This window comes from Arenimonas sp., assembly GCF_035721105.1.
Lineage (GTDB): Bacteria > Pseudomonadota > Gammaproteobacteria > Xanthomonadales > Xanthomonadaceae > Arenimonas.
The window spans coordinates 19,316-40,814 of record NZ_DASTNG010000069.1; the positions used below are offsets into that span (position 1 = coordinate 19,316).

At 69.9% G+C, this 21,499-nt stretch carries 22 protein-coding genes; 12 read left to right on the top strand and 10 right to left on the bottom strand.

Annotated features, from left to right (window positions below; translation table 11 throughout):
* Positions 1-3 precede the first annotated feature (3 nt).
* The 7 genes from VFQ84_RS11350 to VFQ84_RS11380 form a co-directional block, all read right to left on the bottom strand.
* Positions 4-903, bottom strand: a complete 900-nt coding sequence (locus tag VFQ84_RS11350) for a c-type cytochrome (protein WP_325131743.1) — start codon at positions 901-903, stop codon at positions 4-6.
* Between the two features lie 115 nt (positions 904-1,018).
* Positions 1,019-2,116 (bottom strand): TRAP transporter substrate-binding protein, encoded by a 1,098-nt coding sequence (locus VFQ84_RS11355; RefSeq protein ID WP_325131744.1) that lies wholly within the window; start codon positions 2,114-2,116, stop codon positions 1,019-1,021.
* Positions 2,117-2,232: 116 nt separating this feature from the next.
* A complete protein-coding gene (gene uvrD, locus VFQ84_RS11360) occupies positions 2,233-4,407 on the bottom strand; it encodes a DNA helicase II (protein ID WP_325131745.1) in 2,175 nt (724 codons plus the stop codon).
* Positions 4,408-4,503: 96 nt separating this feature from the next.
* The gene (locus tag VFQ84_RS11365) at positions 4,504-5,139 is read right to left on the bottom strand and encodes a TIGR00645 family protein (RefSeq protein WP_325131746.1); all 636 of its coding nucleotides are present in this window, start codon (positions 5,137-5,139) and stop codon (positions 4,504-4,506) included.
* 12 nt (positions 5,140-5,151) lie between these two features.
* Complete coding sequence (locus tag VFQ84_RS11370; RefSeq protein ID WP_325131747.1) at positions 5,152-5,370, bottom strand: hypothetical protein; 219 nt, start codon at positions 5,368-5,370, stop codon at positions 5,152-5,154.
* Positions 5,371-5,456: 86 nt separating this feature from the next.
* Positions 5,457-6,500 carry a saccharopine dehydrogenase family protein gene (locus VFQ84_RS11375; protein ID WP_325131748.1) on the bottom strand — a complete coding sequence of 348 codons (1,044 nt, stop codon included), beginning with the start codon at positions 6,498-6,500 and terminating at the stop codon, positions 5,457-5,459.
* Between the two features lies 1 nt (position 6,501).
* The gene (locus tag VFQ84_RS11380; RefSeq protein ID WP_325131749.1) at positions 6,502-7,299 is read right to left on the bottom strand and encodes an SDR family NAD(P)-dependent oxidoreductase; all 798 of its coding nucleotides are present in this window, start codon (positions 7,297-7,299) and stop codon (positions 6,502-6,504) included.
* Positions 7,300-7,399: 100 nt separating this feature from the next.
* On the opposite strand from VFQ84_RS11380, the gene VFQ84_RS11385 reads away from it, so the two are divergent.
* The 9 genes from VFQ84_RS11385 (at position 7,400) to VFQ84_RS11425 (ending at position 16,277) form a co-directional block, all read left to right on the top strand.
* The gene (locus VFQ84_RS11385; RefSeq protein ID WP_325131750.1) at positions 7,400-8,161 is read left to right on the top strand and encodes a glucose 1-dehydrogenase; all 762 of its coding nucleotides are present in this window, start codon (positions 7,400-7,402) and stop codon (positions 8,159-8,161) included.
* Between the two features lie 12 nt (positions 8,162-8,173).
* Positions 8,174-8,860 carry a glutathione S-transferase N-terminal domain-containing protein gene (locus VFQ84_RS11390; RefSeq protein ID WP_325131751.1) on the top strand — a complete coding sequence of 229 codons (687 nt, stop codon included), beginning with the start codon at positions 8,174-8,176 and terminating at the stop codon, positions 8,858-8,860.
* A 25-nt stretch (positions 8,861-8,885) separates the two neighbouring features.
* The gene (locus VFQ84_RS11395; RefSeq protein WP_325131752.1) at positions 8,886-9,803 is read left to right on the top strand and encodes an MBL fold metallo-hydrolase; all 918 of its coding nucleotides are present in this window, start codon (positions 8,886-8,888) and stop codon (positions 9,801-9,803) included.
* A complete protein-coding gene (locus VFQ84_RS11400; RefSeq protein WP_325131753.1) occupies positions 9,800-12,019 on the top strand; it encodes a S9 family peptidase in 2,220 nt (739 codons plus the stop codon). The genes VFQ84_RS11395 and VFQ84_RS11400 overlap by 4 nt, the downstream gene beginning before the upstream one ends.
* 209 nt (positions 12,020-12,228) lie before the next feature.
* Positions 12,229-12,753 (top strand): hypothetical protein, encoded by a 525-nt coding sequence (locus VFQ84_RS11405; protein ID WP_325131754.1) that lies wholly within the window; start codon positions 12,229-12,231, stop codon positions 12,751-12,753.
* Positions 12,750-13,430, top strand: a complete 681-nt coding sequence (locus VFQ84_RS11410; RefSeq protein WP_325131755.1) for a PspA/IM30 family protein — start codon at positions 12,750-12,752, stop codon at positions 13,428-13,430. Before VFQ84_RS11405 ends, VFQ84_RS11410 begins: the two co-directional genes overlap by 4 nt.
* Before the next feature lie 59 nt (positions 13,431-13,489).
* Positions 13,490-14,149 carry a YqiJ family protein gene (locus VFQ84_RS11415; RefSeq protein ID WP_325131756.1) on the top strand — a complete coding sequence of 220 codons (660 nt, stop codon included), beginning with the start codon at positions 13,490-13,492 and terminating at the stop codon, positions 14,147-14,149.
* Positions 14,150-14,160: 11 nt separating this feature from the next.
* The gene (locus VFQ84_RS11420; RefSeq protein WP_325131757.1) at positions 14,161-16,017 is read left to right on the top strand and encodes a flotillin domain-containing protein; all 1,857 of its coding nucleotides are present in this window, start codon (positions 14,161-14,163) and stop codon (positions 16,015-16,017) included.
* 17 nt (positions 16,018-16,034) lie between these two features.
* Positions 16,035-16,277: a hypothetical protein gene (locus VFQ84_RS11425; RefSeq protein WP_325131758.1), complete on the top strand. Its 243-nt coding sequence runs from the start codon at positions 16,035-16,037 to the stop codon at positions 16,275-16,277.
* Positions 16,278-16,345: 68 nt separating this feature from the next.
* Here VFQ84_RS11425 and xth read toward each other — a convergent pair whose 3' ends face one another.
* Positions 16,346-17,125, bottom strand: a complete 780-nt coding sequence (gene xth / locus VFQ84_RS11430; RefSeq protein ID WP_325131759.1) for an exodeoxyribonuclease III — start codon at positions 17,123-17,125, stop codon at positions 16,346-16,348.
* Positions 17,126-17,235: 110 nt separating this feature from the next.
* On the opposite strand from xth, the gene VFQ84_RS11435 reads away from it, so the two are divergent.
* The 3 genes from VFQ84_RS11435 (at position 17,236) to VFQ84_RS11445 (ending at position 19,509) form a co-directional block, all read left to right on the top strand.
* Positions 17,236-17,769, top strand: a complete 534-nt coding sequence (locus tag VFQ84_RS11435; RefSeq protein ID WP_325131760.1) for a cytochrome b — start codon at positions 17,236-17,238, stop codon at positions 17,767-17,769.
* A gap of 62 nt (positions 17,770-17,831) precedes the next feature.
* Positions 17,832-18,848, top strand: coding sequence for a low-specificity L-threonine aldolase (gene ltaE / locus VFQ84_RS11440; RefSeq protein ID WP_325131761.1), 1,017 nt, complete (start codon positions 17,832-17,834; stop codon positions 18,846-18,848).
* Between the two features lie 31 nt (positions 18,849-18,879).
* A complete protein-coding gene (locus tag VFQ84_RS11445; RefSeq protein ID WP_325131762.1) occupies positions 18,880-19,509 on the top strand; it encodes a class I SAM-dependent methyltransferase in 630 nt (209 codons plus the stop codon).
* Between the two features lie 186 nt (positions 19,510-19,695).
* Here VFQ84_RS11445 and VFQ84_RS11450 read toward each other — a convergent pair whose 3' ends face one another.
* The gene (locus tag VFQ84_RS11450; RefSeq protein WP_325131763.1) at positions 19,696-21,126 is read right to left on the bottom strand and encodes a DHA2 family efflux MFS transporter permease subunit; all 1,431 of its coding nucleotides are present in this window, start codon (positions 21,124-21,126) and stop codon (positions 19,696-19,698) included.
* A 142-nt stretch (positions 21,127-21,268) separates the two neighbouring features.
* The coding region (locus VFQ84_RS11455) for a M3 family metallopeptidase (protein ID WP_325131764.1) at positions 21,269-21,499 on the bottom strand (231 nt) is incomplete at its 5' end.

The following is a 21,499-nucleotide window of genomic DNA, read 5'->3' on the forward strand; positions in this document are numbered from 1 at the left end:
GGCTCAGCCCCCGGCCTGTCCGGGCATCGGCGGCAGCGTGGACAGGTGGCGCCAGATCGCCTGCAGCTCTTCGTCGGTCATCGCCGCATAGACCCGCCAGGGCATGAAACCGTGCAGCTCGCGCCCGTCGGGGCGCTTGCCCTCGCGGATGACCCGGATGAAGTCCGCTTCGGTCCAGCCGGCCAGGCCATTGGCGTGGGGCGTGAGGTTGCTGGCCGGCGGCAGCTCGGGCGGCGTGCCCGGCACGCGCTGGCCGGCCCAGTCGGCGCCGTGGCAACCGGTGCATACGTGGGCGAGATAGGCGCCGTACTCCGCACTCGGGCCCGGCACGGGGCCGCTGCGCGCCCGGCGCTGGTGGTCGATGTGCTCCGCAGGCGCCAGGTCGAACTTTCCGAACAGGTGCAGCACCCGGCCCACCGGACCGATCACCGTGTCGCCGGGCGCATGGTCCGACGGCGGCAAGGACTGCAGGTGGCGCACCAGGGCTGCGGTATCGGCATCGGACAGATGCTGGAAATCGCCGGCCGGCATGAAGCGCAATGCCCGGCCATCGGCGCGGACACCGTGCCGGATCGCGGCCGCCAGCTGGTTGGCGTCGTAGCGCTCGGCGAGAGCGGCGGGCGTCAGGTTGGAGCCCACGACGCGGGCCACCGGACCGGCGTCGAAGACGAGCTTGCCGCGGGCGTCGGCGCCATGGCATTCGACGCAGCCGAGCACCGAGTAAAGGTGCGCACCGCGCGCGGCCTCGGCGGCGTCGCCGGCGAAGACCAGCGAGGGATCGTGGATGGTGTAGACGCGCGCAAGCGCCTGCTCCGAAGTCCACCACGCCCCACCGTAGATCGCCGCCAACACCAGCAGCAGCGAACCCGCCAGCCAGGCCGATCGTTTGAAGAACTTTCCCATGACGCCATCTTCCGTTTTCGAGATGGCCCTGAATACGAAGAGGCCGGGGCAAACCGGCCCCGGCCCATTCAGCCGCTATTTTGCCTGCGCGGCGCGATCGTGACCTTCGGCAGGGTCAGCCGCGGGTGGCGTAGTAGGCCTCTTCAGACACGGCGTGCCAGGCCTTGGCCTGGGCCCGGAAGGCGCGCATGGAATCGAGCGCACGGCGGGCCATCGGGTCGGCGGCGGCGGTCTCCTCCAGCACCTTGTCGGACACGCGGCGCAGCGCCAGCAGCACGTCGTCGGGCAGCTGCCGCAGTTCGACGCCGTGCTCGCGCACCAGCACGTCCAGGGCCTGCTGGTTGCGCGCGGTGTACTCGGCCAGCATCGCGTCATTCACCGCGCGGCAGCACAGCGCGACGATTTCCCTGAGGTCGGGCGGCAGCGTGTCGTAAGCGGCCTGGTTGACCATGCACTCCAGCGTCGGCCCCGGCTCCTGCCAGCCCGGGTAGTAGCAGTACTTCGCGGCGCGGTGCAGGCCGAAGGCGAGGTCGTTGTATGGCCCCACCCACTCGGCGGCGTCGATCGCACCGGACTGCAGCGAGCTGAAGATCTCGGCGCCGGGCAGGTTCACCGGCGTGGCGCCGGCGCGCGCCATCACTTCGCCGCCAAGGCCCGGGATGCGCATCTTCAGGCCCTGCAGGTCGGCCAGCGAAACGATCGGCTTTCGGAACCAGCCCGCCATCTGCACGCCGGTATTGCCGGCCGGGAACGGCAGCAGGCCGAAGGGCGCGTACAGCTCGCGCCACAGTTCGAGTCCGCCGCCGTCGTAAAGCCAGCCGTTCATTTCCTGGGCGTTGAGGCCGAAGGGGACCGCGCAGAAGAACGGCGCCGCCGCGGCCTTGCCCTTCCAGTAGTAGCTGGCCGAATGGCCCATCTCGGCGGTGCCGCGGCTGACCGCGTCGAATACCTCGAAGGCCGGGACCAGTTCGCCGGCCCCGTACACCTTCACCGTGAGGCGACCGCCGCTGGCGGCGGTGATCATCTCGGCCAGGCGCGCCGCGCCGGTGCCCAGGCCCGGGAAGTTGGTCGGCCAGGAGGTCACCATTTTCCAGACGAAGGTCTCGGCCGAGGCCGCCGTGGCCGCCGCGCCCTCGGGACGCGCACCGCAGGCTGCCAGGCCGGTCGCCACCGCGGCCACGCCGGCACCGCGCAGGAGTTCACGTCGTTTCATGGAGTCGTCCCCGTTGAGCAGGCCCCGATTATGCCCGACGCCCCGGTAGGAGGGCCTTCAGGCCCGAAGCTGTTCGCCGAAAAGCTTCGGGCCTGAAGGCCCTCCTGCAGAAAGGGTCAGGCGGGACTGAGGTTGGCGTAGCCCAGGACCAGCCACTTGGCGCCGCCGCGTTCGAAATTGACCTGGACGCGGGCGTGCGGGCCGCTGCCTTCGGCATCCATCACCGTGCCCTCGCCGAAGGTGGCGTGGACGACGCGCTGGCCCAGGCGCAGCGCCGGGCCCGTCGAGGTTTCCAGCGCCGCGGCCCGCGGTGCGCCGTAGGAGGGCCGGCTGATGCTGACCTTCGGGCGGACCTCGCGCACCAGCGCCGGCGGGATCTCGCGCAGGAAGCGCGAGGGCGTGCCGTACATCTCCATGCCGTGCAGGCGGCGCGATTCAGCGTACGTGAGCACCAGCTTCTGGCGCGCCCGCGTCAGGCCGACGTAGGCCAGGCGGCGCTCTTCCTCCAGCCGGCCGCTTTCCTCGATCGACTTGCCGCTCGGGAACAGGCCTTCTTCCATGCCCACCAGGAACACCTGCGGGAACTCGAGCCCCTTGGCGCTGTGCAGGGTCATCAGCTGCACGCCGTCCTCGCCGGCCTCGGCCTGGCCTTCGCCGGCCTCCAGCGAGGCGTAGCTGAGGAAGGCGACCAGCTCGCTCATCTCGGCGCTGGCCTCGTCGTCGCGGCGCTCGAAGCGGCTGGCAACCGACACCAGTTCGTCGAGGTTCTCGGTGCGCGAATCGAGCTGGCCCTTCGACTCCTGCGCGTAGTGGACGCGCAGCCCGGAGGTGGCGATGACGTGGTCGAACTGCTCGTGCAGCGGCTGGTCGGCAGTGTCGGCCTGCAGCGCGTCCACCAGGTCGGCGAAAGCGCGCAGGGCGTTGCGCGCGCGGCCCGGCAGCGCGCCGCCTTCCGACAGCGCGACCGCGGCATTCCACAGCGGCAGCGCCTGCTCACGCGCGTGCCGGCGCACTTCGTCCAGGGTCTTGCCGCCGATGCCGCGCGGCGGCGTGTTCACCGCGCGCTCGAAGGCGGCGTCGTCGCTGCGGTTGGCCATCAGCCGCAGGTAGGCCAGCGCATCCTTGATTTCCATGCGCTCGAAGAAGCGCTGGCCGCCATACACGCGGTATGGCAGGCCGGCCTGCACCAGCTGCTCTTCGATCGCGCGCGACTGGGCGTTGGAGCGGTAGAGCACCGCGTTGTCGCCGGCGCTGCCGCCGTCGCGGATCCAGGCCTGCACGCGCTCGACGACGAAGCGCGCCTCGTCGACCTCGTTGTAGGCCGCGAACAGGTCGATCGGGTCGCCCTCGCCGTCGGCGGTCCAGAGCTGCTTGCCCAGGCGGTCGGGGTTGTGGGTGATCACGGCATTGGCGGCGGCCAGGATGTTGCCGGTGGAGCGGTAGTTCTGTTCGAGCTTGAGCGTACGCGCGCCCGGATAGTCGCGCAGGAAGCGCTGCACGTTCTCGACCTTGGCGCCGCGCCAGCCGTAGATGGCCTGGTCGTCGTCGCCGACCACGAACACTTCGCCGGTATCGCCGGCCAGCACGCGCACGAAGGCGTACTGGATGGCATTGGTGTCCTGGAACTCGTCGACCAGCAGGTGCCGGAAGCGCTGCTGGTAGTGGTGCAGCAGGGCCGGATGCTCGAGCCAGAGCTCGTGCGCGCGCAGCAGCAGCTCGGCGAAGTCGACCAGGCCGGCACGCTGGCAGCGCGCCTGGTAGGCCTCGTAGACCTTGAGCATGGTCTGGCCGTAGAAGTCGCCGCCGGCCGGCTGGATGTGCTGCGGGCGCCGGCCCTCGTCCTTCTGGGCGTTGATCCACCAGGCCATCTGGCGCGGCGGGAAGCGGCCTTCGTCGAGTTCGAGGTCGGCGCTGATGCGCTTGAGCAGGCGCACCTGGTCGTCCTGGTCCAGCACCTGGAAGGACTCGGGCAGGCCGGCCTCCTGCCAGTGCAGGCGCAGCAGCCGGTGCGCCAGGCCGTGGAACGTGCCGATCCACATGCCGCGGGCGCCGTTGCGCAGCAGCGCCTCGACCCGGGCGCGCATCTCGGCGGCGGCCTTGTTGGTGAAGGTGACGGCGAGGATGCCGTGCGCGGGCACGCCCACGACTTCGTTCAACCAGCCGATGCGGTGGGTCAGGACGCGGGTCTTGCCCGAGCCGGCGCCGGCCAGCACCAGGGCATGGCCCGGCGGCGCGGTGACGACCTCGCGCTGTGCCGGGTTGAGTTCATCGATCAGGTGGGAGACATCCATGGCGCCATTGTACCGGCGCGCAAGTGCAGGCGGGCCTTCAGGCCCGTAGCGACAGGGCGAAAAGCTTCGGGCCTGAAGGCCCTCCTGCAGGGTCGGTCAGTGCTTCTTGTTGGCGGCCATCGACTGCGACATGAGCTTGTCGGTCCAGGCAATGCCGATGGCGGACACGATGAAGGCCATGTGGATGATGGTCTGCCACATCACGCCGGTCTCCGTGACCGTGGTGCAGCCCTTGCCCTTGGCCGCCGCGGCCAACATGGCTTCCTGCGCCAGGAGGCCAGCCGGGGTGTCGCAGAGAGGCAGGCCGCCGATCGCGCCGGCCTCGATGAAGGTCTTGAGCAGGTGGATCGAGGAGATGCCAATGATGGCCATCGCCAGCTTCACCTTGAGCACCGAGGCGTTGACGTGGCTCAGCCATTCCGGCTGGTCCGGATGGCCCGCAAGATTCAGGCGCGAGACAAAGGTCTCGTAACCACCCACGATCACCATCACCAGGAGGTTGGAGATCATGACCACGTCGATCAGGCCCAGCACCAGGAGCATGATGCCCTGCTCGGTGAGGGTGTTCGCATCGGTCACCAGGTGGGTGAGTTCCTTGAGGAACAGGAACACGTAGACGCACTGGGCCACGATCAGGCCCAGGTACAGCGGCAGCTGCAGCCAGCGCGACGCGAAGATCAGGGTGGACAGTGGGCCGAGCTTCGGCGCCGCGCCGGGAGCAGTCTGGTTCATGGGGTCGTCCGCTTACTTCTTGCTGGCCACGCCGACCACGACCGCCACGGCGCCAGCGCCGAGCAGGATCCAGCCGAGGTTGAGGGGCGGGGTCTTGGTGTCGGTCTTGTTGATCTCGATCGGGCCCAGGTCGGCGACCTTCTCGGTGGTCTGGAACTTGAACACGCCGCCGGCGATCAGGCCGCCGAGGACGAGCAGGATGACGCCGATGACGATGGCGGGCATGCGCATGGTTCTACTCCAGTGTGGCCCGGGGAACGGGCAGGCGAAGCGTAGTGGCATTGCCCCGGCCTGCCAAGCCGGCCGGGGCGGGCGCTTCAGTCCAGGCTCACGCCGGGAAGCGACAGCACGTAATCGGCGCCCATCAGGGCCGAGGGCGTGTAGTAGCCACCCGCCGGGGCCGGGCCGCCGAGCAGGCGGGCGACGATGCCGAGCGCGGCGGTGACGGTGATCTCGTAACCGTTGGGCGTGCGCAAGCGACGCTTCACTTCGTGGCCCGCGGCATCGCGGGCCTCGCCCCAGACCACGCAGCCGGTCTTGCCGCGGGTGGCGTCGGACGGGCCGCGCACGCGCTTGGCCACTTGTTTCTTGAGCAGCGACTGCACCGGGCCCAGGCCCAGCAGCGGCCCCAGCAGCCGCAGCCGGCGCAGCTTGCCGGCGGTGTCCGGCGGCACGCCCATGTAGACCTCGACGTTGCCGATGCCGGTGGACACGAAGGCGGTGTAGACGTCGCCCCAGGGGATGGTCATGGCGAAGCGTGCCTCGCCGTCACGCTCGAAGGTGCGCGTTTTCCAGGCCAGCGGCACCCGCGTCAGCTTGCCGTCGATCCGGGCGCGACCGCCCTTGCCCAGGCCCTCGACGCTGGTCTTGGCGGTGCCGGGGCTGGGGCCGCCGCCGGCCTCGAAGGCCAGCACCAGCGAATCGGCCGTCGGCAGCTCCCGCTTGAGCTGGGCCGCCAGGCAGTCCGTGGGCACCACGTCGAAGCCCGAGCCCGGCAGCACCACCACGCCCTTGTCGCGGGCGCGGTCGTGCTGCGCGTGGCAGTGCGCGAACACGTCGATCTCGCCGGTGATGTCGAGGTAGTGCGCGCCGACGTCCAGGCAGGCGTCCAGCATCGGCGCGCAGGTGGCCGAGAACGGGCCGGCGCAGTGCATCACCAGGCCGATGCCGTTGAGCCCCGTGCGCAGCGCCTGCGGGTTGTCGAGCGCGAAGGCGCGCACCGGCAGGCCGTGCGCCTGCGCCAGCGGCTCCAGCGCGGCGGCGCTGCGGCCGGCCAGCACCGGGCGCAGGCCGCGCTTCACCGCTTCCTCGACCATCATCCGGCCGGTGTAGCCGTTGGCGCCGTAGATCATCCAGTCCATGTCAGTGTCCCGCCGTGCGCGACTTGACCATCTTCAGCAGCTGCCGGAAGTAGGTTTCGGGCAGCCAGCGCTTCAGGCGCCAGCGCATCGGCTCGCGCTTGGTCGGCATGACCAGGAACTCGCCGCGCTCGACGGCGGCGAAGGCGGCGTCGGCGACCGTGTCGAGCGTGTCGGGCGAGGTCGCCATCATCTTCGCCGCGAAATCCTTGAGCTTGGGATTGCCCTGCCAGCTTTCGAGCAGGTTGGTGCGGAAGAAAGCCGGGCACAGCACGCTGACCCGGATGCCCTTGTCGTGCAGCTCGGCGCGCAGCTGCTCGGACAGCGCCACCACGGCTGCCTTGGACACGCCGTAGCTCATGATGCTGGGCGCGCCGGCCAGGCCGGCGAAGCTGGCGGTATTGACCACCTGGCCCTGGCCGGCGGCGATCATGCCCGGCAGGAACAGCCGGCAGCCGCGCACCACGCTGAGCACGTTCACGTCGAGCACCGTGCGCCATTCGGCCATGGTGGTGTCGACCATGGCGCCACCGGTGGCCATGCCGGCGTTGTTCACCAGCACGTCCAGGCCGCCCCACTCGCGGGCCACGGTTTCGTGCACCTGCTCCATGGCCTCGTCGCTGGCGACGTTGGCGGCCATGGTGAGGTGGCCGCTGCCCGGCAGCGCGGCGCGGGTGAGTTCGGCGCGCGCGGCGTCGATGTCGACGCAGGCCACCCGGGCGCCGGCCTTGGCGTAACGCATCGCCAACGCCTGCCCCAGACCGCTTCCCGCCCCCGTGATCAGTACCCGTCGCTGCGACATGGATCGTTCCCCCGGTGTGTGCCAGGCCTCGACGGGGCCTGTGCTAGATTCCCGAGCATACCAATCCGTACGTCAACCACACGTTCCCGTGGAGATTTCCGTGCCTGATCCGCTGTTCGACCTCACCGGCAAGACCGTTCTCGTCAGCGGCGCCTCCCGCGGCATCGGCGAGGCCATCGCCCGCCTGCTGGCCCACTTTGGCGGCCATGTCATCTGCACCAGCCGCAAGCTCGAGGGCTGCGAGGCCGTGGCCGCCAGCATCCGGGCCGACGGCGGCTCGGCCGAGGCGCATGCCGTGCACGTGGGCGACCCGGCCGCGATCGAGGCCCTGTTCGCCAAGCTCGACGCCGCCGGCCGCCACGTCGACGTCCTGGTCAACAACGCCGCTGCCAACCCCTACTTCGGCCCTGCCATCGACATGACGCTCGACGCCTACGAGAAGACCGTCGAGGTGAACCTGCGCGGCTATTTCTGGACCACCGTACAGGCCGCGCGGCGCATGCAGGGCCGCGGCGGCAGCATCATCAACATCGCATCGGTGAACGCCGAACGCGCCGCGCCGGGCCAGCTGGTGTACTCGATGACCAAGGCCGGCATCGTCAACATGACCGAAGGCTTCGCCAAGGAGCTGGCGCCGCTGGGCGTGCGCGTGAACGCCGTGCTGCCGGGCCTGACCGACACCAAGTTCGCCTCGGCGCTCACCGGCAACCCCAAGATCATGGACATGATGCTGCGCCTGATCCCGCTGGGCCGGATGGCCCAGCCCGGCGAGATCGCGCCGGCGGTGCTGTTCCTGTCTTCACCGGCGTCCTCGTACCTTACCGGCGTCGCGCTGCCGGTGGACGGCGGCTACCTGGCCTGAGGACGCCTCCGCATGATCGACCTGTACTACTGGCCCACGCCCAACGGCCACAAGATCACCCTCTTCCTCGAGGAAGCCGGCCTGCCCTACCGGATCGTGCCGGTGGACATCGGCGCCGGTGACCAATTCAAGCCGGCGTTCCTGGCCATCTCGCCCAACAACCGCATGCCGGCGATCGTGGACCACGCACCGGCCGACGGCGGCGCGCCGATCAGCGTGTTCGAATCCGGCGCCATCCTGCAGTACCTGGCCGAGAAGTCCGGCCAGCTGCTGCCCGCCGCCCCGCGCGAGCGCAAGGCGGTGCTGGAATGGCTGTCCTGGCAGCTGGGTGGCTTCGGGCCGATGCTGGGCCAGAACCACCACTTCACCCGGTACGCGCCGGAGAAGGTGCCGTACGCGATCGAGCGCTACCAGCGCGAGACCGCGCGCCTGTATGGCGTGCTGGACAAACACCTGGCCGACCGCACCTTCATCGCCAACGACGCGCTGTCGATCGCCGACCTCGCCTGCCATCCCTGGGCCGTCTCGCACGCCTGGCACCACATCGACCTGGCCGACTATCCGCACGTGCGCCGCTGGCACGACGCCCTGGCCGCGCGCCCGGCGTTCGTGCGCGCCTACGCGCTGGAGCAGACCTACAAGCGTCCCGCCGGAATGACCGACGAGATGCGCCGCAACCTGTTCGGGCGCCCCGCCTGAACCCCTGACCACCCCGGAGTCCACCATGCCCCGCACCGTTCGCCTACCCGCCGCGATCGCGGCCCTGCTGCTGGCGCTGCCGGCGGCCGCGCAGGACTTCTCGAAGATCGAGGTTGAAAGCACGCAGGTCGCCGAGGGCGTGTATGCGCTCAAGGGCGCCGGCGGCAACCTCGGCCTGGTGGTGGGCGAGGACCGCGCCTTCCTCATCGACGACCAGTACGCGCCGATGGTGCCCAAGATCCGCGCCGCCATCGCCGCGATCACCGACAAGCCGGTCAGCTTCGTGCTCAACACGCACTGGCACGGCGACCACACCGGCGGCAACGAGGCCTTCGCGGACTCGGGCACGCTGGTGGTGGCGCACGACAACGTGCGCACCCGGCTCTCGTCCGACCAGGTGATGGCGGCCTTCGACCGCACCGTGCCGGCCGCGCCGAAGGGCGCACTGCCGGTGATCACCTTCAACGACCAGATCACCTTCCACGTCGGCGGCCACACCGTGCGCACGATCCACATCCCCAGCGCGCACACCGACGGCGACGCCATCGTGCAGCTGCCCGAGACCAACGTCATCCACACCGGCGACCTGGTGTTCTACGGGCTCTACCCGGTGGTGGACTACAGCAACGGCGGCAGCCTCAAGGGCATGGCCGACGCCACCGCGCGCCTGCTGGCGATGTCCGATGCCGAGACCCGTTTCATCCCCGGGCATGGCCCGATGGTGATCGGGCGCCAGGAGCTGGCCGAGTACCTGGAGATGCTGCGGGTCGTGCACGCGCGGCTGGAAACGCTGATCGGTGAAGGCAAGACGCTGGAGGAAGTGATCGCCGCACGCCCCACCGCCGAGTTCGACGAGAAGTGGGGCAAGGGCTTCCTGCCGCCCGACCGCTGGGTGCGCATCAACTACCAGGGCATGGCCCCGACCAAGGACGCGAACCGATGAAGAGCCTGCTGCTGGCCACGATGATGACCCTAGCCCCCGCCGTGCACGCCGACCAACTCACGCTCGAAGCCATCACCGGCGGCGCGCCGCTGTCCGGCCCCAGCCTGATGAAGCCGGCGATCTCGCCGGATGGCGCCCGCGTGACTTTCCTGCAGGGCAAGGCCGAGGACCGCTTCCAGCTCGACCTGTGGGAGTACGCCATCGCCGACGGCGAGCGCCGGCTGCTGGTGGACTCGGCGGTGGTGCTGCCCGGCGACGAGGTGCTGTCGGACGAGGAGAAGGCGCGGCGCGAGCGCCAGCGCATCGCCGCCTTCCGCGGCATCGTCGAGTACCAGTGGGCGCCCGACGGCAAGTCGCTGCTGTTCCCGCTGGGCGGCGAACTTTACCGCTATGACCTCGCCGAGGGCGTCGACGACCCGGTCCGCAAGCTCACCTCGGGCACCGGCTTCGCCACCGACCCGAAGGTGTCGCCGCGCGGTGGCTTCGTCAGCTTCGTGCGCGACCGAAACCTGTGGGTGATCGACCTGGCCACCGGCCGCGAGCGCGCGCTGACCACCGACGGCAGCGACGTGATCGGCAACGGCGTCGCCGAGTTCGTGGCCGACGAGGAAATGGGCCGGCACACCGGCTACTGGTGGGCGCCGGATGATTCGGCGATCGCCTTCGCGCGCATCGACGAGTCGCCGGTGCCGGTGCAGAAGCGCCCGGAGGTCTACGCCGACCGCACCGAGATCGTCGAGCAGCGCTACCCGGCCGCCGGCGATCCGAACGTGCGCATCAGCCTGCACGTCGCCTCGCTGGGCGCCGGCGGCGGCATCACCGAGGTCGACCTGGGCCCGGAAACCGACATCTACCTTGCGCGCGTCGACTGGCGCGACCCGCAGCGGCTGACCTTCCAGCGCCAGTCGCGCGACCAGCGCCGCCTGGACCTGGTGGAAGCCACGCTGGCCACCGGCCGCCAGCGCGTGCTGCTGACCGAGACCAGTCCGACCTGGGTGCCGCTGCACGACGGCCTGCGCTTCCTCGCCGACGGCGGTTTCCTGTGGCTGTCCGAACGCAGCGGCTTCGAGCACCTGTACCTGCACGACGCCGACGGCCGGCCCGTTCGCGCGCTGACCACCGGCGACTGGACCGTGGAAGCGCTGCTGGGCGTCGACGAAGCCGCGGGCCAGGCCTACGTGGCCGGCACGCGCGACTCGCCGCTGGAGAACCACGTTTATGCCGTGCCGCTCACCGGCGGCGAGCCGACGCGCCTCACCCGCGCCGCCGGCATGCATCAGGCGGTGTTCAGCGCCAACGCCGCGGTGTTCGTCGACCTGTGGTCGAACCCCACCACGCCGCCCCAGACCGAGCTGCTGCGCGCCGACGGCACGCCGCTGGCGACGCTGGTGGCCAACGACCTGTCCGATCCGGCGCATCCCTACGCGCCCTACCGCGCCGCGCACCGCTCGGTGGCGTTCGGTGAGCTCACCGCCGCCAGCGGCGAGACCCTGCACTACAGCCTGGTCAAGCCGGCGGACTTCGATCCGGCGAAGAAGTATCCGGTGGTCGTGTACGTCTACGGCGGCCCCGCCACGCAGACGGTGACGCGCGCCTGGCCGGGCCGCGCCGATGCGCTGTTCAACCAGTACCTGGCGCAGCACGGCTACGTTGTGTTCTCGCTCGACAACCGCGGCACCCCGCGGCGCGGCGCGAAGTTCGGCGGCGCGCTGTACGGCAAGCAGGGCACGGTGGAGGTCGAGGACCAGAAGGCCGGCGTCGACTACCTGCGCACGCTGCCCTGGGTCGACGGCGACCGCATCGGCGTGCACGGCTGGTCCAACGGCGGCTACATGACGCTGATGCTGCTGGCCCAGGCCAGCGACCACTACGCCTGCGGCGTGGCCGGCGCGCCGGTGACCGACTGGGCGCTGTACGACACCCACTACACCGAGCGCTACATGGACCATCCCGAGGCCAACCCCGAGGGTTATCGGGTCGCGTCGGTCTTCACCCACCTAGACGGCCTGCGCTCGAAGCTGCTGCTGGTGCACGGCATGGCCGACGACAACGTGCTGTTCACCAACTCCACCAAGCTGATGTCGGAGCTGCAGAAGCGCGGCACGCCGTTCGAGCTGATGACCTACCCCGGCGCCAAGCACGGCCTGCAGGGCGCCGATGCCCTGCACCGCTACCGCCTGGCCGAGGCCTTCCTGGACCGCTGTCTCAAGCCCTGACGGCCGCGCGTCCCGACGAGGGGCCCGCGTCATTTTCCGGCGACGTCGGGAAATGGCGCGGGCCTCTTTTCATTGCGCCAACGTCGCGCCCTCCCACAGGATCCGGGCCGGGTCCGGGGCCAGGCCTGGCGGGCGCCGGCCGGACCATGGGTGTTGACAAGTGTTTTCATTCGTATACATTTGACTGCAATCCACGCGGACTTGCAGACATGGCCAGCAAGAGCACCCCCATCAGTGTCCGGATCACCGACGACGACGCCGCCTTCCTGGCCTCGCTGGAGCTGTCGGGCGCCGCCACCCCGAGCGAGAAGATCCGGACCCTGATCACCCGGGCCCGCACCGAAGCCGAGGAGGGCCGCACCTACGAGGCCAGCCTGGTCCGGATCCGCGAACTGCTCGAACCCACCAGCCAGCTGCTCCGTGCGCGTGAACTGACGTCGCGGCAGCGCTCCGAGCTCATCGCCGACACGCTTTACTGGCTGCCCGACCTCGTGGCCTACCTGATGGCCGGCCCCGAGCACGCCCCGAAGAAGGGCGACGATGGCCTCAAGGCCTTCGAAGCGGGCGTCGCCGACCGGATATTCCGTTACCTGGAGGCGGTGCTCCGATTGGCCGTCACTGAAAAAGCGCCTTGCTATGATCCCTCGATCGTCTCGGAAGGGGTCAGGGGCACGTTGGAACTCACCGAGGTCATCCTGACCCGCCGTCACTCAGCAGAGGGGAAAAAGTCATGAAAGAAGCCATCGGAACCCGCGTTGGCCGGCTGATCGCCGGTTCGGTCAATGCCCTGATCGATGCCGTTGAAAACGCCGCCCCCGAAGTCGTGATGGAGCAGGCGCTGCGCGAGATCGACGGCGCCACCGACGACGTCCGGGTCGAGCTGGGCAAGGTGCTGGCCACCAAGCACCTGGCCAACAAGCGCCTGCTGGAGGAGAACCGCAAGCACGAAGAGCTCGGCGACCAGATCGAACTGGCCGTCACCCAGGGCCGCGAGGACCTGGCCGAGGCCGCCATCGCGCGCCAGTTCGACATCGAGGCGCAGCTGCCGGTGCTCGAGGCCAGCATCACCGATGCCGCCAACCAGCAGAAGGAGCTGGAAGGCTACGTCGCCGCGCTGGCCGCGCGCCGTCGCGAGATGGAGACCGAGCTCAACCAGTTCCGCGCCGCGCAGAAGGCCGCCGCCGCGGCGGGTGCCGCTGCCGGCGCCAGCGGGCCGGGCGGCAAGAGCCCCAGCCGCAAGGTCGGCGAGGCCGAGAACGCCTTCAACCGGGTCATGAGCCGCGCGGGCGGCGTCCCGGGCTCAGCGGCGATGGGCGCGGATGCGGCCAAGCTGGCCGAGCTCGAGGACCTGTCGCGCAAGAACCGCATCCAGGAGCGACTGGCCGAAGTGAAGGCCAAGTCCGGCAAGTGACCGCCCCGCGGTCCCGGTGAATGCCGGGACCGTCGCCCACCCCCCATCGGATGCCCGACATGCTCGATTTCATCACCGCCGGCGCCAATCTCCCGTTCACGCTCGCGCTAGCGATGATGCTGGTGCTGGCGACGCTGGAACTGCTGGGCCTCCTGTTCGGGCTCAGCGCGTCCGGCTTCCTGGACGGCTGGTTCGACTTCGACCACGGCGAGGTGGACGGGTCGGAGCTGGTCACCGTGTCCCTGGTCGACAAGTTCATGGGCTGGCTGCACTTCGGCAAGGTGCCGGTGCTGATCCTGCTGGCCGTGTTCCTGGTCAGCTTCGGCATGGCCGGCTACGTCCTGCAGGGCACGCTCTGGGCCTTCACCGGCTGGCTGCTGCCCTGGTGGATCGCCGCACCCGCCGTGCTGCCGGTCACCCTGCCTTGCATCCGCGTGTTCGGCGGCGTGCTGGCGCGGGTGCTGCCCAAGGACGAAACCCAGTCGGTGTCGCAGTCGGGCCTGGTCGGCCGCATGGCGACGATCGTGCTGGGCACCGCAAGCCAGGGCTCGCCGGCGCAGGCCAAGGTCCGCGACCAGCACGGCCAGACGCACTACGTGATGCTCGAGCCGGACGAGGACGGCGCCCGTTTCCAGGCCGGCGACTCGGTCCTCCTGATCTCGCACCAAGGCGCCGTGTACCGCGCCATCCGCGACAACAACCCCGCACTGCACTCCTGAGGTAAACAACAATGGACTTCAAAGGTATGGACCTGGTCGGCATCCTGGTCATGGCGACGGTCGCCGTCGGCTTCCTGCTCTTCGTGCTGCTGGTCGTGGCGCGCCTCTACCGCCGCGCCACCAAGGAAGTCTCCTTCGTGCGCACCGGCTTCGGCGGCCAGAAGGTGATCGTCAACGGCGGCGCCCTGGTGTTCCCGGTGCTGCACGAGATCATCCGCGTGAACATGAACACGCTGAAGCTGGACGTGCAGCGCGCCCGCGAACAGGCCCTGATCACCCGCGACCGCATGCGCGTCGACGTGCAGGCCGAGTTCTACGTGCGCGTGCAGCCGGTCGAGGAATCGATCGCCAACGCCGCCCAGACGCTGGGCATGAAGACCATGGAGCCGGAGCTGCTCAAGGAGCTGGTGGAAGGCAAGTTCGTCGACGCCCTGCGCTCGGTCGCGGCCGAGATGGGCATGGAGGAACTGCATGAGCAGCGTTCGCTGTTCGTGCAGAAGGTGCAGCAGGTGGTGTCCGAGGACATCCTCAAGAACGGCCTCGAGCTCGAGTCGGTGTCGCTGACCGGCCTGGACCAGACCAGCCGCGAGTTCTTCAACCCCGACAACGCCTTCGATGCCGAGGGCCTGACCAAGCTGACCGAGGCGATCGAGCTGCGCCGCAAGAAGCGCAACGAGATCGAGCAGGACACCGAGGTGCAGGTCCAGCGCAAGAACCTCGAGGCCCAGCAGCAGCGCCTGCAGATCGCCCGCGACCAGGAGTACGCGCAGATCGAGCAGACCCGCGAGATCGAGATCCGCCGCGCCGCCCAGGCCGCCGAGATCGCCCGCGAGCAGGCCCAGAAGCAGCAGGAGGCCGAGGGCGCGCAGATCACCGCCAAGCAGCAGGTCGACTCGGCCAAGATCGCCGCCCAGCGCGCGGTCGAGGAGCAGCGCATCGCGATGGAGCAGCAGCTCAAGGAGCGCGAGATCGAGAAGCAGAAGAACGTCGATACCGCGCACGTGATGCAGCTCAAGATCGTCGAGCTGGCCGAGCAGGACAAGGCCATCGCCATCGCCGAGAAGTCCAAGGCGCAGTCCGAGGCCCTGGCCGCGGCCGACGCCGCCCGCGCCATGGCGGTGAAGGCCGCCGAGCAGGTGGACACCGTGCGTGAGGTCGAGCGCGCCGAGCGCCAGAAGCGCATCGAGCTGGTCGAGGCGGCCAAGGAAGCCGAGCGCGAGCAGATCTCGATCACGGTCGCCGCGACCGCCGACAAGGAAGCCGCGGCGCAGAAGGCCGAGGCGATCCGCACCATCGCCACCGCCAACGCCGACCAGCGCCGCATCGAGGCCGAGGGCAACGCCACGGCCGAGAAGCTGCGCGCCGAAGCCGACGCCACCGCCGAGAAGCTGCGGGCCGAAGCCGCGGAAGCCCGCTACAAGGTCGACGCCGAGGGCCAGCACGCGCTCAACGAGGCGGCGAACATGCTGTCCACCGACCAGATCGCGATGCAGCTGCGCCTGGCCATCCTCAAGCACCTGCCGGACATCATCCGGGAGAGCGTCAAGCCGATGGAGTCGATCGACGGCATCAAGATCATCCAGGTCGAAGGCCTCAACGGCGGCCATGCCGCGGCGGCCGGCGGCCAGGGCGGCGGCGAGGGCGGCGGCAACGGCGGCGGCCAGGGCAACCTGGCCGAGCAGGTCGTGGCCAGCGCCCTGCGCTATCGTGCCCAGGCCCCGCTGCTGGATTCGCTGATGCGCGACGTCGGCATCACCGGCGGTGACCTCGCGGGCCTCGCGGCCGGCGCCGGCGTCACCGAAGGCGACTGGCGGGCCAAGAAGCTCGATGACCTCGTCGGCAAGCGCGACGAGAAGAAGAAAGACTGAACCGGAGACCCCTGAACGTGATCAAGCCCCACAGCCACATCGAAATCGCCTACTCGTCCATCCGCGTCTTCAACGACGGCCAGATGGACCTGGGCGAACTGAACTTCCTGCTCGGCCTGGCCCTGCGTGACCAGCAGGTCGACGACGAGGAAAAGCGCGTCCTGGCCAAGATCTTCGCCCAGGCCGAACAGACCAACCTGTCGCCGCTGGTGAAGGAGCGCATCGCCGAAGCCCGCAGGAACCACGGCATCCCGGCCTGACCGCCGAGTCCCGCAAGAACGGAAAAGCCCGGCTCACGCCGGGCTTTTTCATACCCGCCGGCAAAGGCTCAACGGGCGATCTTCACCAGCGCCGGGGCGTGGTCGCTCGGGCGCTCCCAGGTGCGCGGCTCCTTGTCGATGCTGGCGCCGACGCAGCGCTCGCGCAGGGCGTCGCTGACCAGGCACAGGTCGATGCGCAGGCCCAGGTTGCGGCGGAAGCCGGCGGCGCGGTAGTCCCACCAGCTGAACACGCCGCCTTCCTCGTTGTGCAGGCGGTAGCTGTCGTGCAGGCCGAGGTCGAGCAGCCGCCGCAGCGCCGCGCGCTCGGCGGTGGAGGTCAGGATGCAGGCGTCGTTCCAGACCGCCGGGTCGTGCACGTCGCGGTCGTCGGGCGCGATGTTGAAGTCGCCCAGCACGACCAGCTGCGGATGCGCCTTGATCTCCCCGGCCAGCCAGCCATGGACCGCGTCGAGCCAGCGCAGCTTGTAGTCGTACTTGTCGGTGCCGACGTCCTGGCCGTTGACCACGTACAGGTTGACGATGCGCAGGCCACCCACGGTCGCCGCGATCACCCGCTTCTGTTCGTCCTCGAAGCCGGGGATGCCGACCTGGACGTCGGTGGCCGGTTCGCGCGAGACGATGGCGACGCCGTTGTAGGTCTTCTGGCCCGCGAACACGCTGCGGTAGCCGAGCGCCGCCAGCGCGTCGTCCGGGAAGCGGTCGTCCTCGAGCTTGGTCTCCTGCAGCCCGACGATGTCGGGCGCGCGCAGCTTCAGCCAGTCCTCGAGATGGGGCAGCCGGACGTTGAGGGAGTTGACGTTCCAGCTGGCGATCGTGGTGGTGTCCATGCGCGAATGCTAACGGTTCGCGCTGCCGGCCGCGACCGCTTGACGCGGGTCAAGGCGGGCGGCGACGCTGGGCGCAAACTGGCTTCCAACGCCCCCTCAGGATGACCGCCATGGCCTCCCCCCGCCGCTACGCCCCGTCCCGCCGCGCCCTGCACTGGCTGATGTTCCTGGGCGTGGTGCTGGCCTTCGTCTTCATCGAGGGCCGCGTCTGGTTCGAGCGCGGCACGCCCGCGCGACTGGCGATGGTGCAGGCGCATTTCTGGGTCGGCATCACCCTGCTGGCGCTGATGCTGCCGCGCCTGCTGCTGGCGTTCTCGCGGCCCGCGCCCGCGGTGCTGCCGCCCCTGCCGGCCTGGCAGGCGCTGCCGGCCAAGGCCGGGCACCTTTTGCTGTACGCGATGCTGCTGGTGCAGCCGCTGCTGGGCCTGGGCACCGCCTGGACCGACGGCAAGGACATCTTCATTCCCTTCACCCAGGTCGTGCTGCCGGCGCTGATGGCGCCGGATGCCGCGCTCGCGGGCCAGCTCGAGGACCTGCACGAGTGGGTGGGCACGGCCTTCTACTACGTGGTCGGCCTGCACGTGGCGGCGGCGCTGTACCACCACTTCATCCGCCGCGACGACACCCTGCGCCGCATGGCCTGAGCGTTGCCTTCGGGGCGCGGCTCGGCCAGAGTGGCGGCTCGTTTCCGCCACGCAGGCCGCGCATGGACCCGGTAGACCTCCGCAGCGACACCGTCACCCGCCCCACCGACGCGATGCGCGAGGCCGGCCTGCGCGCGCCGGTCGGCGACGACGTGATGGGCGACGACCCGAGCGTGAACGCGCTGCAGGATCGCCTGGCCGGCGAGCTGGGGTTCGCCGCCGGCCTGTTCGTGCCCAGCGGCACGCAAAGCAACCTGCTGGCGCTGATGGCGCACTGCGAGCGCGGCGACGAGTACCTGGTCGGCATGGACGCGCACACCTACAAGTACGAAGGCGGCGGCGCCGCGGTGCTGGGCTCGATCCAGCCGCAGCCGATCGTCAATGCGCCCGACGGTACGCTGCCGCTGGAGGCCGTGGCCGCCGCGATCAAGCCGGCCGGCGACCCGCACTTCGCGCGCACGCGGCTGCTGGCGCTGGAGAACACCTGGCACGGGCGCGTACTGCCGCTGCCCTACCTGGCGCAGGCGCGCGAGCTGGCAAAGGCCAACGGCCTGGGCTTCCACCTCGACGGCGCGCGGCTCTACAACGCCGCGGTCGCCGGCGGCGTCAGCGCGGCCCATATCGCCTCGCACTTCGATTCCGTGTCGGTGTGCCTGTCAAAAGGCCTGGGCGCGCCGGTGGGCTCGGTGCTGCTGGGGTCGCACGCCCTGATCGACAAGGCGCGGCGCTGGCGCAAGGTGCTGGGCGGCGGCTGGCGCCAGGCCGGCCAGCTGGCGGCGATGGCGCAGCACGCGCTGGACCACCACGTCGAGCGGCTGGCCGACGACCACCGCCGCGCGGCGCAGTTGGCCGAGGCCCTGCGCGACCTGCCGGGCCTGCAGGTCGAAGCGCCGCAGACCAACCTGGTGTTCATCACCGTGCCCGAGGGCCGGCAGGCGGCGCTCGCCGCGCACCTCGCCGATGCCGGCATCCGTATCTCCGCCGGACGCAGCGCACGGCTGCGGCTGGTGACCCACCTCGACATCGACGATGCCGGACTGGCGCGCGCGATCTCGGCCTTCCGGGCCTACTTCGGGTGATGCCCGGCGGCGTCTTGGGCATACTCGGGGCATGACCCCCCCCGATACGCACCTCGATCTCGGCTGCGGCACCCAGCCGCGCAACCCCTACGGCCGCGGCACGCTCTACGGCGTCGACATCCGCGCACCCGCCGGTCCGGTGGATTACGAGCACCGCGTCGCCAACCTGGTGCTGCAGCCCATTCCCTTCGCCGACGACAGCCTGGGCTCGGTGTCGGCCTTCGACTATCTGGAGCACGTGCCGCGGCTGTTCCCGGACGGCGCCGGCGGCACCTGCTTCCCCTTCGTGCGCCTGATGGACGAGATCTGGCGCGTGCTGGCGCCTGGTGGCCGTCTGTACGCGCTGACGCCGGCGTATCCGCATCCGGAGGCGTTCGTCGATCCGACCCACGTCAACTTCATCACCGACGAGACCCACGCGTATTTCTGCGGCGATTCGCCGCTGGGGCGGATGTACGGCTTCCAGGGCAAGTTCCGCGCCCTGCGCGTGCTCCGCACCGAGCGCGCCAGCGCCTACAGCACCCTGGCCGGCTCGCCGCTCAACCACGGCCCGGGCAAGCGCTTCGCCCGCGCCCTGCGCCGCTGGGCCCGCTTCCTGCGCGGCAAACGCGCGCAGCTTTCGCCCGCGTGGCTGCTGTGGGAGCTTGAGGCCGTCAAGTGAGAGCCAGTGCTTTTTGACGCGGATGAACGCGGATAGAGCCAAGTCCGGATGGGCGCTCCGCCGGCTCGCAGGACTCGCCTTGAACCACTCAAAACGCTTTTGATCTATCCGCGTTCATCCGCGTCAATCCGCGTCCAAAACGCTTTCGCTCAAAACCTTCCAATCCGCGCCCGCCCCCCAACCCCCTCAGGTATTGGGCCGCTGGGCGGCCTTGGGTTCGGTGACTTCGTGGCCGGCCTCGGCGCGGCCGGCCATCTCGGCGCCGGCGTCATGCGGCAGGCGGAACATCACCCAGGCCGACAGCGCGGAGATCGTGCCGACGGTCAGGAAGGCCCAGCCGAAGTTGCTGGCGTCGGCATAGTCCTGGCCGGTGAAGGCGCCCGCGAGCTGCAGCGCGTAGCCACCGATCGCCACGCCCAGCGCCAGCGACAGCTGCTGCATCATTCCCGACAGGCTGCTGGCCTGGCCCATGCGCGCCGGGTCCACTTCGGCGTAGCTGATCGCATTGAGGCTGGTGAACTGCAGCGAGCGGAAGCAGCCCGACACCAGCAGCACCGCCATGATCACCCAGTGTGCGGTGTCGGCGCGGAACAGGCCGAAGCCCGCGAGCATCGCCGAGGCCAGCAGCGCGTTGATCCACAGCACGCGCCGGAAGCCGAAGCGCTTGAGCACGGTGGCCGCGATCGTCTTCATGAACATCGCGCCGACCGCCGATACGAAGGTCAGCAGGCCCGAGGCCAGCGGCGTCAGGCCGAAGCCGAGCTGCAGCATCAGCGGCAGCAGGAAGGGCGTGGCGCCGATGCCGATGCGGAACAGCATGCCGCCCATCACGCCGGCGCGGAACGTCGGCAGCTTCAGCAGCCGCAGGTCGATCAGCGGGTGCGGGTGCCGCAGCGCTTGCCAGACGTAGCCGGCCATGCCGCCCAGCCCGAGGACCAGGCAGACCGCCGCCACCGGCGTGGACACCATGTGCCGCCCCAGGCTGGAGAACCCGAACAGCGCCAGCGCCAGGCCCAGGCCCGACAGCGCGAACCCGGTCCAGTCCAGCGGCTTCACCGGCTCGCGCAGGTCGGGCACGAAGCGCCAGGCCAGGAACAGCCCGAGCAGGCCCATCGGCAGGTTGATCAGGAAGATCCAGCGCCAGTCGCTGTAGGTGGCGATCAGGCCGCCCAACGGCGGGCCGAGGATCGGCGCCACCAGCGCCGGGATGGTGAGCCAGCTCAGCGCCTGCACCAGTTCGTTCTTGGGCACGGTGCGCAGCAGCACCAGCCGCCCCACCGGCACCATCAGTGCACCGCCCATGCCCTGGAGGAAGCGCGCCGCCACCATCTGCTCCAGCGTGCCGCTGGCGGCGCAGGCCAGGGACCCCAGCAGGAACACGGCGATCGCCGCCATGAAGGTACTGCGCGCCCCAAAGCGATCGGCGATCCACCCGCTGACCGGAATGAACACCGCCAGCGCCAGCAGGTAGGCGGTGAGCGCAAGCTTGAGCGCGATCGGCTCCGTGCCCAGGTCCGCCGCGATCGCCGGCAACGAGGTCGCGATCGCCGTCGAGTCCATGTTCTCGATGAACAAGGCACACGCCACGATGAGCGCAAGGCGTCGTCCCGGATTCATCGCCCGACGACCGTCCACGAATTGAACGCGGATAACAGCGGAAACCTCGGATAAGAGCGGATTCTCTTCAATTTAAATCGCTCTATCCGCTCTTATCCGTGTTTTCCGCTCTGATCCGCGCACCCGTGTTTGCGTTTGATCGTCAAGCCGCCAAACCATAAGGCCGGAGCAGCGCATCCGGCTGGGGTTCGCGGCCGCGGAAGGCGACGAAGCTTTCCAGGGCCGGGCGGGAGCCGCCGACGGAGAGGATCTCGCGGCGATAGCGGGCGCCGGTGGTGGCGTCGAACACACCGGCCTCCTCGAAGGCCGCAAACGCGTCGGCGCTGAGCACTTCGGCCCACAGGTAGCTGTAGTAGCCCGCCGCGTAGCCGCC